Here is a 15066-nt window from a genome sequence, read left to right as displayed (position 1 = left end):
TCCCCGAAGCACCGGTCCCGGAAGCACTGGCCCCGGAACCATCGGTCAATCGAAGCGGTAGCGCGCGAAGAGCATGGCGCGCACCTCGTTCCAGTCCGCCGCGCGGTCGTAGCGGAGCAGGCCGCCGACCTTGAACTGGGGCGTGATGGCGTATTCCGCATCCGCCCGCACACCGCCGACCAGGCTGGTCTGGGTCTGGCCGGCGTAGAAGGCGCTCTGCGTGGAGTCGGCCGCCTCCCGCGCCTCGGCCCGGGCCTGCAGGGCGGGGTCGTTGGGAAAGAGCGGGGAGCGGTCCTCCTTGAAGTGCGCGAGGCCGATCTGGCCGCCGAGGTGGTAGGAGAGGTTCCCCAGCCGGGCGCGGTAGTCGATCGGGATATTCGCCGCGACATAGTTCTGCGGGCTGAAGTAGCCGCCCTGCCCCAGGGTGAAGAAGCGCAGGTTCTTGTCGTAGGAGAGATAGACGAGGTCGAGCCCGCTGGTCAGCTCCTCGTCCGGCCGCCGGAAGAAGGCGTAGCTCATGCCGGCCCCGGCCTCGATCCGGTTGTTGTCGGCAACCCCCTTGCCCTCGACCTGCGAATAGCCGCCGCCGGCATAGAAGTTCGCCGGGCCCGCGCTCCATTCGAACTGGCCGCGCCCGGTGTTGCGCACCACGCCGCCCCAGGTCCGGCTGGTGACCGGGTCGCGCTGCCCGGCCCAGGCCAGCAGGCTGTCGGTCATGGCCCGGCGCTCGCCGGTCAGGCGCAGGCGCAGGTTGCCGTTCAAGGACGGAGCAAGCTCCAGCCCGCCCACCAGGTTCTGCACGCGGTAGCCGATCGGCGTGGAGCCGACATCGAGCGACAGGCTCTCGCCGCGCGTGTAGCCGAGGCCGAAGGCGACGCCGGAGGCCGTGGTGTCCTTTGGCGTCAGCCGGGCCGCGGTGGCGGCGGAGATGCTCTCGCTGGGCCCCGGCAGCCGCAGCGGGTTGGTGCCGAAACGGCGCAGGTTGCCCGTGCTCTGGTCCAGCGTGCCGGAATCGATGCTGTAGAGCTGGGCGCGGGCGGCGATCCGCCCACCGATCCCCGGCATCGCCGCCGAGGCCTCCGCCCCGCCGGAATATTCCTGCAAACGGTCGAGGCCGCCGCTGCCGGAGCGGAAGCGCCCGGCGAAGTTCGGCCCGATGCGCGGCGCGGATTCCTCCCGTACCTCGGCGAGCTGGCGCTGGATGTCGTTGAGCAGGGGATCGTTGCCCACCGCCGGCCCCGCCGCGGCCAGCAGAACCGGCTCTCCACCAGCCAGCGCTACCTGCTGGAAGGGATTTGCCGTGGCCTGGCCCCGCATCGTGGCCGCCGGCCCTGGTGCCATCGGAACCGACGCCGGGGTGCCGCTGAGCTGGGCCCGCCGCAGCTCCTCGGCCCGTTGCAGCGCCGCCTGCGCGCGCCGGGAGTCGCCGGAGGCCCGGGCAAGCTGCGCCTCCACCACCGCGACCCGGGGGTCGTTGGGCGTCAGCGTGCGTCCCTCGGCGAGCAGTTCCTCCGCCCGCCGCGTCTGGCCCCGCGCGATGGCGGCGCTGGCGGCGGCCAGCCGGGCGTCGGCATTGCGCGGGTCGCGCCGCAGCACCGCCTCGGCGACTTCCTGTGCCCGGGCCGGATCCTGCGCCCCCTGGTAGAGCCGCGCCAGGGCGAGGTTCACATCCGGGTCCTGCGGCTTCGCACTCAGCGCGGGGGCGAGCCGGTCATAGGCGGCGGCCTGGTCGCCCGCCTCGTTGAGCCGGTCGCTCTCGCGGATGGCGATCCCGGTCTGCAACCCGCCCAGGCGCTGCCGGTCCTGCGCCGTGAGGCGCGGGTCCGCTGCCAGGCTGGCGGCCAGGGCGGCAGCCTCGCCCCCCTGCCCGGCATCGAGCAGCGCATCCGCCAGGGCGATGCGCCCCGCCAGCGCCGCGTTGGCGTTCGTCGCCAGGGCCATGCGGGCCAGTTCCACCGCCCCGCGCGTGTCGCCCACCGCGTTCAGCGCGCGCACCGCCTGGGCGGCGGTCTCCCCGGCAGGGTCCGGACGCGCCACGATCTGCATCAGGCGCTGCCGCGCGAGGTCGTACTGCCCATAGCGCGCGGGTTCCGCCGCGGCCGCGACCTCCGCCTGCACGGCGGTGGCGCGCAGCAGGCGGCTGGCATCGGCCGAGCGCAGGCGCAGCGGGATGCGCTCGATCAGGGCGGCCGCCTCGCTGGCGCGGCCTTCCTCCTGTGCGAAAAGGCCCGCCGCGTAGAGGTTGTCGGCGCTGGCGCTGCGCTGCACCAGCTCCTGCATCAGCGCGCGCCCTTCCGCTCCCCGCCCCTGCCGCGCCATGGCGCGGGCGAGGTCGAGCCGAACCCAGGGATCTTCCGGATTGGAGGCATAGGCCGACTGGAGCAGGGCGACCGCCTGCGCCGGGTCGGCGCTGCGCTGCGCCTCGGCCCGGAGCTGTTCGGCGCGCGAGGCCGCGAGGCTGTTGGCGAAGGCCCCCCCCTGCCGCGCCGCGAGTTCCTCGGCCTCCGCCATCCGCCCCTGGGACTGCAGGGACTGGTAGAGCCCGGACAGGGCACCCGGCAGGTTGGGCCGGCGGCTCAGGGCGGCGCGGTAGCGCTTCTCCGCCCCCGCCGCATCGCCCCGCCGCAGCAGGATGTCACCCAGCAGCGCCTGGGCCTCGGCCTGTTCCGCGCCGCCCTGGCGCACCGCGGCCTCCAGCGTCGCCTCGGCCTGCTGCACCTGACCACGGGCGATCTGCGACCGGGCGGTGTTGACCGCTCCGGCATAGCTCGCGCCGTCCAGCGCCTGCCCCCATTTGCGGCGGCCCTCCTGCGGGTCGGCCGCGATGGCACGGGCCAGCAGGGTCTTCGCCTCGTTGCTGCGACCCTGGCGGAGCCGCACCAGCCCCAGCCCGCCCAGCGCGTCGGAATCCTCGGGCGCCTGTTGCAGCACCGCCTGGAAGGCCGCCTCCGCCGCGGCGACGCGGTTGCCGTTCAGCGCCTCGAACCCCGCCTGGCGGCGCGTGCCCATCTCGTCCTGCGGGGTGCGGGCCGGGTTGCGGGCCTCCGCCAATTGCCGCTGCGCCTGCTGGTCGTCCGGATAGCGCTCCAGATAGGCTTCCAGCCCGGGGATGGCCGAGGCACTGGCCCCGTCCCAGCTCAGCGCCTGCCGCCAGGAGTTCCGCGCCTGCTGCGCCATGTCGGGGCTGCCGGCGAGTTGCTGGAGAAGGCGGATGCCCTCCGTGCGCGAGCCCTCGCGCCAGGTGAGGACCTGGGCAAGAGCGAGCTGCAGGGCCCGGTTGCCCGGATTGCGGTCCAGCAGCCGCTTCAGCCCGTCCCGGCCCTGGGCATAGCCGTCGGGCGTCCCCGCCTGGGCCTGGTAGTATTCCTGCGCGAAGACATCCGGCGGGGTGCTGCCGCCGAAGATCTGCCGGTAGCGCGCCACCGCCGCCGCGTTCTGCCCCGCCTGCGCCAGCCGCCTGGCCTCGGCCACCTGGGCCGGGTCGGCGGAGGCGCCGCGGAGCTGGGTCTCGGTGCTGCCCACCACGGAATTGCCGGGCGCGACCTGACGCAGCCGCGCCAGGGTGCGGTCCGCCGCGGCCCGGTCGCCCTGCTGCGCCTGGGCCTGGGCGAGGCCGGACAGCGCCGCGACATTGTCGGGATCGGCGGCCAGCACGCGTTCCAGCGCCCGGATCACCTGGTCCGTCCGACCCTGGCCACGCCAGTAGTTCGCCTGGTCGAGCAGGACCTGGATCGCCCGGTCCTCCGCCCGGGCCACTGCCGGCAGCACCGGCAGAGCCGTGGAGGCGAGGAGCAGCGCCGCGAGATGCGGCCTGGAGCGGGGTGCCGGCATCAGATCTGGGCCCTGAGGCGGGCCGCGACGCGCCGCCGGATGATCCAGTAGGACGGGGCGGCCAGCAGCAGCGCCGCACCGACCACCAGGAGCAGAACCATGTCCGGCCGGTTGCCGAGGTAGAGCTGCGGCCAAAGCCAGACCGGCAGGCTGCCCACCGAATAGGTCGGGCTGATGCGGTAGGATTCGACCCGCCCGCCGGACAGCCAGGCCACGTCGCCCTGGATGCGCGGCAGCTGGTCCGGGTCGCTCAGCGCGTTCAGCATGGCCTCGACGCCCTGCGGCGTGGTGCCGGTGACCGCCACCAGCGTCCGTCCCGACTGGAGCGGGCTTCCGGTGCCGATCATGATGCCCTGGCCGTCGCCCGGCCCGGACACGACGGCGTTCAGCCGTGTCCGGTCGCGCAGCCGGTCATCCGACAGGAAGAAGTTGCGGAAGTTCTCCATCGGGCTTGGCAGCGAAACCTGGAGGCGGTTGCCGTCCAGCCGGACCGGGCTGTCCCGGAGCAGGCGCGCCAGCGCCGGCACGCGGTTGAGCGAGCCGACCACCAGCAGGTTGCGGTCCGCCACGCTGTCCAGGGTGCTGGAATGGGCGATGGCCAGGCGCAGGGCCGGCAGGCCGGTATTGGCCGCCAGCCGTCCGATCAGCCCCATCGCGTGGGAGAGTTCCAGCGAGGTCGGGCGGTCCGGCAGCACCAGCGCCGTATCGGAAAGATCCGCGAGCTTGGTGTAGGGGAAGCCGGAGCCCGCGAAGAAGGCGAGGTTCGGCAGGGCGGTGAAGCGGTAGGAGCGCGACAGGTCGATCGTGCTGTCCGGGTCGATCGAGGCGCGGATGTCGCCCGGGATGGCGGTGCAGTCGCCCCGGTTCAGCGGCCGCATGTCGAAGCGCATCTGCAGGTTGTTCAGCCCGAAGATCAGGTAGGACGGCAGCCCGGCCGAACCGGTGCCACGGTCGTCGCCGAGGCCCACGCCCAGTTGCCGCGCCACCCAGCTCCATGGCCAGGCCGGGTCGCCCTCGCGCAGCGGCAGGGATTTCAGGTAGTTGCCGTTCAGCGAGACATCGAGGCGGGAGACCTGGAGATCCGTCACCGGCCCCGGCGGGGCGCGGAAGAAAAGGTCCACCGGGATGGATCGCTGCCGCCAGGTATAGACGTCGGGCGCGGTCCGGAAGGGCACGGCGATGTTGCCGGGCGCGAAGCCGTAGGACTGGAGCTCCGAGGGGTCCACCAGCTCGCCGAAGCGCACCGGCCGCTCCGTACGGATCCAGCGCGGCGCGTCATAGGGCTGGCGTGCCGGGATGTCGGGCGCCGAGACCAGGGAGGCCTCGCCCGACAGCCCCTGGCTCGACACGGCGAGCGCCTGCGCCGCGGCGACGGCCTCGGCCCCGGTGCGGCCGCCGATGACCAGAAGGGTCGACTCCGGGTCGGTGGGGTTGGGCACCAGCGCCAGGGTCGGCCCCTCGAAGCGGGGCAGCGCCACGCCGGGCACGGAATCCGCGCCCACCGCCACCACCACGCCATTGCCCCGGGTCGGCGGGGCGCTGGAGGCCGGGAAGCTGGCGCCGCGGTAATCCGCCTGCACCGCGAACCAGGAGGAGGCGATCAGCGCCGCGCGCGCCACGTCGTTGCTGGCATCGGCCGCCACCACGAAGGGCAGGACCAGCGGCACGCGCAGCTGCACCCGGTCGAAGAAGGGCGCCGGCAGCCGTGCCAGGTCGCGCGGCATGGCCAGGCGCTCGGTGGTCAGTTCCAGCACGGACTGGTCCGAGATGGTGGACCAGAGCAGCCCCGAGAGCGGATCGTTGCATTCCGCGGCATAGCGGCCGGTGAAGCGGAAGTTCAGCCGGTTGGTATCGGCGAAGAAGACCGGGTTGATGGGGAACTCCAGCGGTCCGAAGCTGGGCCGCGCACGCTCCGGCGTGATGGCGCCGACGAACTGCTCGTTCAGCGTCATCGCGATCTGCGACAGTTCCGGGATCAGGGCCGGGCTGGTGGCACCGCGAAGCACGAGCTTCGCACCCGTCACCACCTCGTCCTCCCGCACTCCGAAGAGGATGCCCTGGAGGTCCGTCAGGCCGCGGAGCTGCATCGGGGATTGCAGGCCGAGGTCGCGCAGCGTGCGTCGCAGCACCCGCCCCTGGGACGCGGCGGCCGGAACCGACGTGCCGGGGGTGGCGCCCGGCGCGCCCTGGGTCGCCGCCGGGGTCGGCGCCTGCCCCGGCGCAGGGGCCGCGGCCGGAGGCTCGGCCGCCGCGGGCTGGTCGGACTGGGGCGGGGGCGCCCATGCCGGAGCCGTTGCCGGTGCGGGCACCGCCTGCCTCGCGACCGGGCGCGGCGCCGGGGTCGCGGGCTGGGCCGCCGCCGCGCTCACGCCCAGGCCGAGGCCGAGGCCCAGCCCGAGCAGCACGGCGGCGCTCTGCGCGTGCGACGGGCGGGCCTTGCCGCCCGGCACCGGACGGCGGTTGCGCCGCAGGGAAAGCTGGCTGTCGCCGCGGAACAGCCCGCGGATGCTGACGCCGACCTCGTAGAGCGCGCGCATCGGGCGGTCGCGGCGCACGTGGTCCCAGTGCACCCAGCTATCCGCGCGGCCGAGCACGACGCGGGTGATGTTGCCCTCGTCGCGCAGGCTCTGCGGCGTGAAGCGGAGCTGGAGCTTGTTGTTCTGCCAACGCATCACCTGGGCTGGCAGGGCGACGCGGTCCGGGCCCACCGCCAGTTCCACGACCAGCGCCTGGTCCGGGGCGAGGTTGTCCGGCGCCGCGGCCTCGATCGCCGCGCCGCCCAGCGAGAGGTCCACGCTGTGCCCCTCCAGCACCCGGCCGTCCGGCAGCATCACCGAGGCCGGCAGCCGCGCGGCGACCCGGGAGCGTTCGCGCACCTGCCGCCGCTCGCGCCCGACCGCGATCCCGGCCAGCACGATGAAGAGCGACAGCGACAGCCAGAGCGTGTTCAGCGCATAGGCCTGGAAGGCCAGCGTGCCCGTTCCGCTGCTCAGCAGCCCCCAGATGCCGAGGACCAGGCCGCCGAACATCACCAGCGCCAGCACGGCATTGGGATACACGGCGCGCACATCGAAGAAGCCCTCGTCCAGCACGCCGCCCTTGTCGGTGACGTTGAACTTGCCTTTCTTGGGGTCGAGCAGCGTCGCCAGCATGACCGGCAGCAGCCAGAGGGTCAGCACGGTCTCGTAGATCTCCGACCAGAAGGAATGCCGCACCGAGCCCTGCAGGCGGCTGTTGGTGGCCACGGCATGGATCACATGCGGTCCGGCATAGGCGGCGATGGCCAGGGGCGAGGCCGCGATCAGGTTCTGCCCGAAGATCAGGAAGGCCAGCGGCGAGGTCAGGAAGACGAAGCGTGGCAGCGGGAACATGAAGTGCCACATCGAGGAGACGTAGCAGAACTTCTGCGTCCAGTTCAGGCGCCCACCGCCAAGGAACGGGTTGTCCACGCGGAAGATCTGGATCATGCCGCGTGCCCAGCGCATGCGCTGGCCGATATGCAGGGCCAGGCGCTCGGTCGCCAGCCCCGCCGCCAGCGGCAGGCGGATATAGGCGGTGCGCCAGCCGCGCCGCTGCATCTTCAGCGAGCAGTGGCAGTCCTCCGTCACCGTCTGGTGCGGCACGCCGCCCACTTCCTCCAGCGCCGTCCGCCGCAGCACGGCGCAGGAGCCGCAGAAGAAGGTCGCGTTCCACAGGTCGTTGCCCTGCTGGATGAGCCCGTAGAACAGCAGCCCCTCGTTCGGCACGCGCAGGCCGGAAGCCAGATTCCGCTCGAAGGGATCGGGGCTGTAGAAGTGGTGCGGCGTCTGCAGCATGCCGATCTTCGGGTCGCGCAGCATCCAGCCCAGCGTCATCTGCGGGAAGGCGCGTACCGGCACGTGGTCGCAGTCGAAGATGACGACGAACTCGCCATTCGTCTTGGTCAGGGCATGGTTGATGTTGCCGGCCTTGGCGCCCTTGTTGTCGGGGCGGATCATGTAGCCGCAGCCGATATCCTCGGCGAAGGCACGGAACTCCTCGCGCCGCCCGTCGTCGAGGATGTAGACGTTCATCTTGTCCTTCGGCCAGTCCATCGCCAGCGCACCGAAGACGGATGGCTTCACCACCGAGAGCGGCTCGTTGTAGGTCGGGATGAAGATGTCGAGCACGGGCCATTCCGCCGGGTCCTCCGGCAGCGGCACCGGCTTGCGCTCCAATGGCCAGATCGACTGGAGATAGGCGAGCAGCAGCGCGATCACCGCGTAGAGCTCGGCCAGCAGCAGGCCCATGCCCAGCAGGGGCGCCCAGAAGCCCGAGAAGTCGAGCGTGTCGGTCAGGCGCCAGTACAGGTAGCGCGCCGAGATCAGCACCGAGAGCATGACCAGGAAGAAGTTCGCCCCCCGCCCCTTCAGGCGCGAGGCCAGCAGGAAGACGAGGAAACAGGCGACCGCCAGCCAGGTCTGCTGCTGTGCCTCCAGCGGCGCCACCACGAAGGGCATGGCGAGCAGCAGCCCCGCCGCCGTGAGCAGGAGCGCCCCGGCACGGCCGCGCGAGAGGCGTTCGAAGAATTGCGCGAGACGGGTCATCGTCCCCCCCACATGCTGACGGGCACGGGCTGCTGCTGGACGGGGACGCAGGCGGCGATCGCCCCCGCCACCTCCCGCAGGTCGGTTGCGGCGCGCGACTGCGGCGCCTGGTCGGCCACGAGGCGCTGGCAGGCGAGGCTTTCCATCACCGCCTCGTCCCGGCTCACCGCGCCCAGCAGACGCCAGCCGGCATGGCGCGCCACCGCCTCCGCCGCGGCCCGGGACAGGCGCAACTGCAGGTCCACCTCGTTGATCACCACCCGCAGCCGATGCGTATCGACGGTGCCCATGCCGATGCCGGCGAAGCGGCCGCTCTCGACCTCCGGCATCAGGGCGGCACTCATCGCCTCTGCCTTGAGGACGCAGACCACGAGGTTCGCCAGCGGCGCCAGCAGGGCCAGGCTGCGGGAGGGACCGGGCGGCAGGTCGGCGATGATGAGCAGGGTCTCGTCGGCCAGCATGGCCCGCATGGGACCGAGCAGCAGTTCCGGCTGTTGGCCGAGCAGTCCGTCCAGCGCCAGCGCCCGCGCGAGGTCGATCATCCCGAAGGGCAGCAGCGCGACCCCCGAGGCGGTCTGCCGCAGCGCCCGGTGCCAGTCGGGCCGGTCGGGCATGCCCGAGGCCCAGCCGAGCTGGTCGCCGAGGGACAGGCCGAAGTGCAGCCGCAGCGCGTTCTGCGGATCGAAATCCATGACCAGGACTCGGCGCCCGGCCCGGGAGAGGCTGTGGGCGATGTTCGCCGCCAGGGTGGTCTTGCCCACCCCGCCCTTCGGCGATGCCATGCAGATCAGCGGCACGCTGGGCCTACCTTTGGTCCGGAGAGAAGGGAGAGGGCGTCGTCGCGTTGGCGATGCCGCGCAGCAGCTCCGAAAGGCTGCCGGCGGCCGGCTGCGGCGCGTTCACCGCGGCACGCAGGTCCGCCATGGCATGGTCCACGGCGGCGAGGAGCGCGAAATCCATCTCGGCGGCACGCGGCGGCGGCTGCGCGGGTCCCGGATGACCGGAGGCCGCGGGCGCGGGGCCCGGCGGGATGGAGGGGGGCATGGCGGAAGGCGGCGGCCAGGATGCGGCTGGCGTGTTGCGGGTGGAATCCGGCCAGCCGGACGGGGCCGGGTATGAGGGAGGCGCCAGCGGGTGGGCATTCGCCACCGGGGGCGGAAATCCCGGCTGGGACGGGGCGAAGCCGGTGCCCGGGAATGGCGGCGGATAGCCATGGCCCGGCTGTCCGGTGCCCTGCTCCGACGGCCATGCGGCGCTGCCGGACGGAGCGGCGGGCGGCCAGTGCGGCGCCGGGGCGGCCTGCGGCGAATGGGGCATGGGATATTCCGCCTTTGGGGCAGCAGGCTGCGGGGCAGGATGGACCGGAGGCCGCAGCGCGTCCCAGGGCACGACCGGGAGCGGCGCGGAGGCGGACCAGGTCGGGTGGCTTGCCTGGAAGCCACCCGGAAAACTGCTCTGGGGCATCGCCGGGGGAGGCCAGGATGCCTGTGCCGGCGCGAAAGGCGGCGGCGCGTTCTGCGGCGGGCCGGCGGCCGGCGGTGGGAAGGGTATGCCGCCATGGCCGGGGGCCTGACCTGGGGCCTGGCCCTGGCCTGGGGCGGGCCACTGTGCGGGCCACTGTGCGGGCCCCTGTGCGGACCCCTGCGCGGGATGCGGCATGGACGCCGGGCCTGAAGGCGGGACGGGAGCCTGCATCGCCGCCGGAGGAGCCATGGCCGTCGGCGGCGGGACGGCAACCGGCGCGGCATCGGGCGGCGAGGGTGCCTCATCCGGCGCCGGCCGGGGCGGCGGATCGCGCCGCACGGCCTCGTTGCTGAAGTTCCGGTATCTCAGGGTCGTCGCGCCCAGGGCTTCCGCCACACGCAACACATCAGACTTGCCATCCATGCGAGGCGCCTCCCGACCGGCTTGGGCCATGTGCAGTGCAAGGGATGAGGGAACGCTCCGGCACGCTCATGCCGGGCGGTCCGCCAGGGCGACGAGCAGGCTCAGCGCCGCCGAGTAGTAGGTGTCGTCCCAGAGGGGCGCGGGGAGAGGCGCGGGGAGAGGTGCGGGGGGGATGCTTTCCCGCAGAGGTGAGCGGGAGGCGCCTTCCGGGCGGCTGGCCGCCGGGGCCATGCCGGCACGGCGCATCGCCAGCCCGGCCACCGCCGCCATCCCTGGCAGCGCCGGGACCGGCGCCGCTTCCGCGTTCCGCAGGTCCACCCAGGCAGGCGGCGGGCGTGGCGCATCGGCCCAGAAGGATGCCGGGCCGCGCAGCCCCGGCTCGTCCACCAGCCCGGCCCAGCCGAGCCAGAGCGGCACCCGGACGGCATCGTAGGAAAAGCGCGCCGGCCAGCCTTCCGCCAGCGTCACGCCCCCATCCGCCCGGGACACCGCCACCCAGTCGGCGGGCAGGCCATAGGGGCCGAAACAGGAATCCCGCAGCAGGGCCAGCCCATCCGTGGCCAGGTCGAGCCAGAGCGGGTCGGGCAGCGCCCGGGCCAGAACGCGCATCATCGGAAAGGCGTAGTAGGAGGGGTTCACGACAACCTCTCCACTCCGCTCGAAGCCTTGCAGGCCCGGCAGCAGGACGAGCCGCCCGCCGACCCGGCGCGGCAGCATCCGGAGGATGCCTTGCGCGGTGGCGAGGCCGCCCACCCGCCATTCCGGCCGTCCCCATTGCTCGCCGGCCAGGATCAGCGCCGTGGCGATGAACAGGTCGCCATCCGTGGCGTTGTTGAGGTCCTCGCTGCCGTCGCTGCCCTTGCCGCGCCAGGCGTGCAGGCCGTCCGATGTGCGGCGGAGGTTCTCACGCGTCCAGTCGGCGATTCGTTCGAAGCGCGTCCGGTCGCCGGCCTGTAGGGCGAAGAGCATCGCCCAGCCCTGCCCCTCGGAATGGGTGATGCCGCCGTTTCCCGTATCGACCACCCGGCCCTCGGCCGTCAGGAAATGCCGCGCGAAGGCGTGCCACCCGGATGCGAAATCGCCGGATGAGAGACGGCGCGGGGAAGCAGCCCCCGCTCTACGCGAAACACCGAAAGAACCTATCGCCCAGATAGTTTTCCTTCGCGTTATCTTGCTCGCCAAGGCGGCTCCCAAGGATTTTTGTCATATCCTTGGGTGTATCACCTGACCTAATGCATCGCAAAGGTTGTATTAACCATTTGTTCTTTTCGTGAACGTTCCGGCGCCCCTGTGGCTTTCTCGCCCTGGAGTCATTCCCCCCACGTCAGGCAGGCAGGCGCCGAGGACCAGGCGGAGGATGGTGTCCTCGCCCTCTGCGCAGGCCCGTTCGTCCATCTCCGCGATGCCCAGCACCGGCGCGATCTGCGACGCGAAGTCCGCATAGGTCTGGGTCATGGCCCAGAGGGAGAAGAAGAGGTGCCGCGGGTCGATCGGGCGCATCAGCCCGGCGGCGATCCATCCCTCCATCACCTCCGCCTTCCGCTCCACCAGCTCCCTGAGATCCCGCGCGAAGAAGCCGTGCAGCTGGGGTGCCCCGTGCAGCACCTCGTTGGCGAAGACGCGGGAGGCGTGCGGCCGCAGGCGCGAATGGCGCATCTTGGCGCGGATATAGGCGGTGAGTGCCGTGGCGGGATCGCTGTCCGGGCGGATGTCGTCGGTCGCGGAAAGCCAGAGCGCCAGGATGTCGTCCAGCACCGCGCGGTAGAGCCCTTCCTTGGTGCCGAAATAGTAGTGGAGATTGGCCTTGGGCAGGCCGGCCGCCTCGGCGAGGCCGGACATGCTGGCCCCGGCAAAACCCGCTTCCGCGAAGACAGGTTCCGCCGCGCGCAGGATCTGCGCCCGCAGCGCCTCGCGTCTGCCCTTCCGAGAGGCAGGCTTGCCGTCTCCGGCGCCAGCGCCTGCCGTTTCCGCGTGCTTCACCATCCCGATCCCCTGGAGGACGACCGATCCGTGCCCATCTTGCAAGTTGACCGATCGGTCAAGGTCACCATAGCCTCCCGGACTTGAGCGGCCATCCTCGCCATGGAGCCCTTCCGGATGATCCAGCGCATCGTGCAGATCCCCTCGTCCCGGCAAGCCCGGCCCTGGAAGGAACCGGCCCGCCGGGGAGGCTCCGCGCGATGAGCCAGATCCCCGAAGCCACCCCTTCGCCGCTCGCGTCCCCGCCGCTGCAGGCGGCCCTCCGCGGCAACCAGCCCGGCCCGGCGCGTCCCATCATCCTCACCTCGCATCCCGGAATGGCCGGCCAGGGTGCTCCCACGGTGCAATGGGGCGCCGCCGACCCGCAGCGGCGCGGCCCGGTGATCGCCACCCCCGGCGAGGGCAGCCGCAACGCCATCGGCACCCATGCCGGCTCCTACGCGCTCTATCGCGCCCTGGCCGTCGCCGCCGGGCAGCTTTCCGCCGGCCACCGGCCGGACCTGACCAACACCCGCCCGGCGGAGCCCATCGGTCCCTTCGCGCAGTGGGCAGACCCCGGGAGGATCGTCTCGCTCGATCCCTGGGGCCACATGACCACCGAGGCCTTCGGTGCCGAGATCACGGCGGGCCGCGATATCCGGCCGAGCATCGCGGTCACCAAGGCTCATATCAACATGCCGGAGCTGACCGCCGCGATGCGCGCCGGGCGGCTGGAGCCGGACGGACAGGTCCTCGGCCCCAACGGCGATGCGCGGGTCACCAAGGTGGCCATCGAGCCGGTCTGGTGGCTGCCCGGCGTGGCGGAACGCTTCGGCATCACCGAGAACGACCTGCGCCGCGGCCTGTTCGAGCAGACCGGCGGCATGTTCCCGGAACTGGTGACGCGGCCGGACCTCAAGACCTTCCTGCCGCCGATCGGCGGCATGACCGTCTATCTCTTCGGCGACCCGGCGAAGCTGGGCAGGCCCGAAACGCGCATCGCCTGCCGCATCCATGACGAATGCAACGGCTCCGACGTGTTCGGCTCCGACATCTGCACCTGCCGCCCTTATCTGGCGCATGGCATCGAGGTCTGCATCGAGGAGGCGCAGCGCGGCGGCGTGGGCGTCATCGTCTACAACCGCAAGGAAGGGCGCGCGCTCGGCGAGGTGACCAAGTTCCTTGTCTACAACGCGCGCAAGCGGCAGGAGGGCGGCGACCGCGCCGACCGCTACTTCGCCTGCACCGCCGGCGTGGCGGGCGTGCACGACATGCGCTTCCAGGAGCTGATGCCCGACGTGCTGCACTGGCTGGGCATCACCCGCATCGACCGGCTCGTCTCCATGAGCAACATGAAGTACGAGCCCATCGTGGCCAGCGGCATCGAGGTGGTGGAGCGCGTGCCCATCCCCGAGGAGCTGATCCCGCCCGACGCGCAGGTGGAGATGGATGCCAAGAAGGCGGCCGGCTACTTCACCGACAAGGTGCCGGATGCCGCCGAGCTCGCCATCACCAAGGGCCGCGGGCTGCAGGAGTGAGCGCGGCGGAGGACAGGGCGGAGACCGCCGCGCAGCTCGCCCTGCTGCGCGACCCGGCGACGATCCGGCGGCGGGCTCACGCCATGCTGGCGCTGGCGGAGCGTGACGCCCTGCCGCATTTCCGGCTGCACCCGGAACGGCTGGACGTGGCGGCGGACTATGTCGCGGCGGTGATCCGCGACAACTACCCGGACCTCGCCATCCCCTATCATGCGCGCTGGCGGCATTTCGCCGCCGGCGGGCGCGACCGCTGGGGCGCGCTCGCCCGGATGCTGGAGGACCAGTCCGGCGAGGAGGTCGCCCGCATCCGCTTCGATCTCTGCGTCGTCAGCGTGCTGCTCGACGCCGGGGCCGGGCCGGACTGGGCCTTCACCGAGGACGGGCAGCGTATCGCCCGCTCCGAGGGCCTGGCCGTGGCCAGCCTCCATGCCTTCGCCACCGGGCTCTTCTCGGGCGATCCGACGCATCCGTTGCGCGCCGATGCGGAGGGCCTGTCGCGGATCGACGCCGCCTCGCTCGGCGCCGCCTTCCAGGTGGGGCCGGGCAATCCGCTGGAAGGGCTGGAGGGCCGCGCCGCGCTGATGCGGGCGCTGGGCGCCGCGCTGCGCGCCCGGCCGGACATCTTCGGCCCCCAGGCCCGGATCGGGCGCCTCTACGACCATCTGGCGGCACAGGCCGGGGGGGGTGCCCTGCCCGGCGCCCTGCCTGCCAGGGTAGTGCTGGCCGCGGTGCTGGAGGGGTTCGCGCCGATCTGGCCATCCCGGCTCAGCCTGGGCGGGGAGAATCTCGGCGATGTCTGGCGGCACCCCCTCGCCGCGCCGGAGGAGCCCGCGCCCGGCCTGCTGCCCTTCCACAAGCTCTCGCAATGGCTCAGCTATTCGCTGATCGAGGCGCTGGAGGATGCCGGGCTGCGCGTGACCGGGCTCGACGAGCTGACCGGCCTGCCGGAATACCGCAATGGCGGCCTGTTCCTCGATCTCGGCGTGCTGGAACTGCGCGATCCCGCCCTGGCGGAGCATCCCCTGCCCGTGGAGCATGAGGCCATCGTGGAATGGCGCGCCCTGACCGTGGCGCTGCTGGACCGGGTGGCGGAGGGCGTCCGCGACCGGCTGGGCTTCACCGCCGCGGAGATGCCCCTGGCCCGCGTGCTGGAAGGCGGCACCTGGGCCGCCGGCCGGCGCATCGCCCGCGAGAAGCGCCCCGGCGGCACCCCGCCCCTGAACGTGCGGAGCGACGGCACGGTCTTCTGACCGGCCGAGCCCTTTCCCGCCGAGACGAAGAAGGTC

Annotated in this window: 8 protein-coding genes; 2 read left to right on the top strand and 6 right to left on the bottom strand. The window is 72.5% G+C overall.

All coding sequences use genetic code 11. The annotated features are described in order from the left end of the window. Positions 1 to 45 precede the first annotated feature (45 nt). From BT98_RS0112660 to BT98_RS0112635, 6 genes are all read right to left on the bottom strand, one after another. Positions 46 to 3831: a cellulose biosynthesis protein BcsC gene (locus BT98_RS0112660; protein WP_019461159.1), complete on the bottom strand. Its 3786-nt coding sequence runs from the start codon at positions 3829 to 3831 to the stop codon at positions 46 to 48. After that, a complete protein-coding gene (bcsA, locus tag BT98_RS24250; protein ID WP_019461158.1) occupies positions 3831 to 8396 on the bottom strand; it encodes a UDP-forming cellulose synthase catalytic subunit in 4566 nt (1521 codons plus the stop codon). The genes BT98_RS0112660 and bcsA overlap by 1 nt, the downstream gene beginning before the upstream one ends. After that, positions 8393 to 9193, bottom strand: coding sequence for a cellulose biosynthesis protein BcsQ (bcsQ, locus tag BT98_RS0112650; RefSeq protein ID WP_019461157.1), 801 nt, complete (start codon positions 9191 to 9193; stop codon positions 8393 to 8395). The genes bcsA and bcsQ overlap by 4 nt, the downstream gene beginning before the upstream one ends. Positions 9194 to 9200: 7 nt before the next feature. Beyond that, entirely contained in the window at positions 9201 to 9713 is a 513-nt protein-coding gene (locus tag BT98_RS0112645) for a hypothetical protein (protein WP_019461156.1), read from the bottom strand. Positions 9714 to 10349: 636 nt separating this feature from the next. Beyond that, complete coding sequence (locus tag BT98_RS0112640; RefSeq protein ID WP_026033193.1) at positions 10350 to 11465, bottom strand: glycosyl hydrolase family 8; 1116 nt, start codon at positions 11463 to 11465, stop codon at positions 10350 to 10352. Between the two features lie 69 nt (positions 11466 to 11534). After that, positions 11535 to 12266 (bottom strand): TetR/AcrR family transcriptional regulator, encoded by a 732-nt coding sequence (locus tag BT98_RS0112635; RefSeq protein WP_019461154.1) that lies wholly within the window; start codon positions 12264 to 12266, stop codon positions 11535 to 11537. Positions 12267 to 12463: 197 nt separating this feature from the next. On the opposite strand from BT98_RS0112635, the gene BT98_RS0112630 reads away from it, so the two are divergent. Further along, positions 12464 to 13780, top strand: coding sequence for a GTP cyclohydrolase II (locus BT98_RS0112630; protein ID WP_019461153.1), 1317 nt, complete (start codon positions 12464 to 12466; stop codon positions 13778 to 13780). Then, positions 13777 to 15030 carry a URC4/urg3 family protein gene (locus tag BT98_RS0112625; protein WP_019461152.1) on the top strand — a complete coding sequence of 418 codons (1254 nt, stop codon included), beginning with the start codon at positions 13777 to 13779 and terminating at the stop codon, positions 15028 to 15030. Before BT98_RS0112630 ends, BT98_RS0112625 begins: the two co-directional genes overlap by 4 nt. The last annotated feature ends 36 nt before the right edge of the window (positions 15031 to 15066 follow it).

The sequence above is a fragment of the Roseomonas mucosa ATCC BAA-692 genome, from assembly GCF_000622225.1.
Classification (GTDB): domain Bacteria; phylum Pseudomonadota; class Alphaproteobacteria; order Acetobacterales; family Acetobacteraceae; genus Roseomonas; species Roseomonas mucosa.
This window is presented reverse-complemented; position numbering and strand designations above follow the sequence as displayed.

What these genes read in the sequence shown, in the direction of transcription:
- BT98_RS0112660 (WP_019461159.1), bottom strand. Translation starts at nt 3,831, where the DNA reads ATGCCGGCACCCCGCTCCAGGCCGCATCTCGCGGCGCTGCTCCTCGCC.
- bcsA (WP_019461158.1), bottom strand. Translation starts at nt 8,396, where the DNA reads ATGACCCGTCTCGCGCAATTCTTCGAACGCCTCTCGCGCGGCCGTGCC.
- BT98_RS0112645 (WP_019461156.1), bottom strand. Translation starts at nt 9,713, where the DNA reads ATGCCCCATTCGCCGCAGGCCGCCCCGGCGCCGCACTGGCCGCCCGCC.
- BT98_RS0112635 (WP_019461154.1), bottom strand. Translation starts at nt 12,266, where the DNA reads ATGGTGAAGCACGCGGAAACGGCAGGCGCTGGCGCCGGAGACGGCAAG.
- BT98_RS0112630 (WP_019461153.1), top strand. Translation starts at nt 12,464, where the DNA reads ATGAGCCAGATCCCCGAAGCCACCCCTTCGCCGCTCGCGTCCCCGCCG.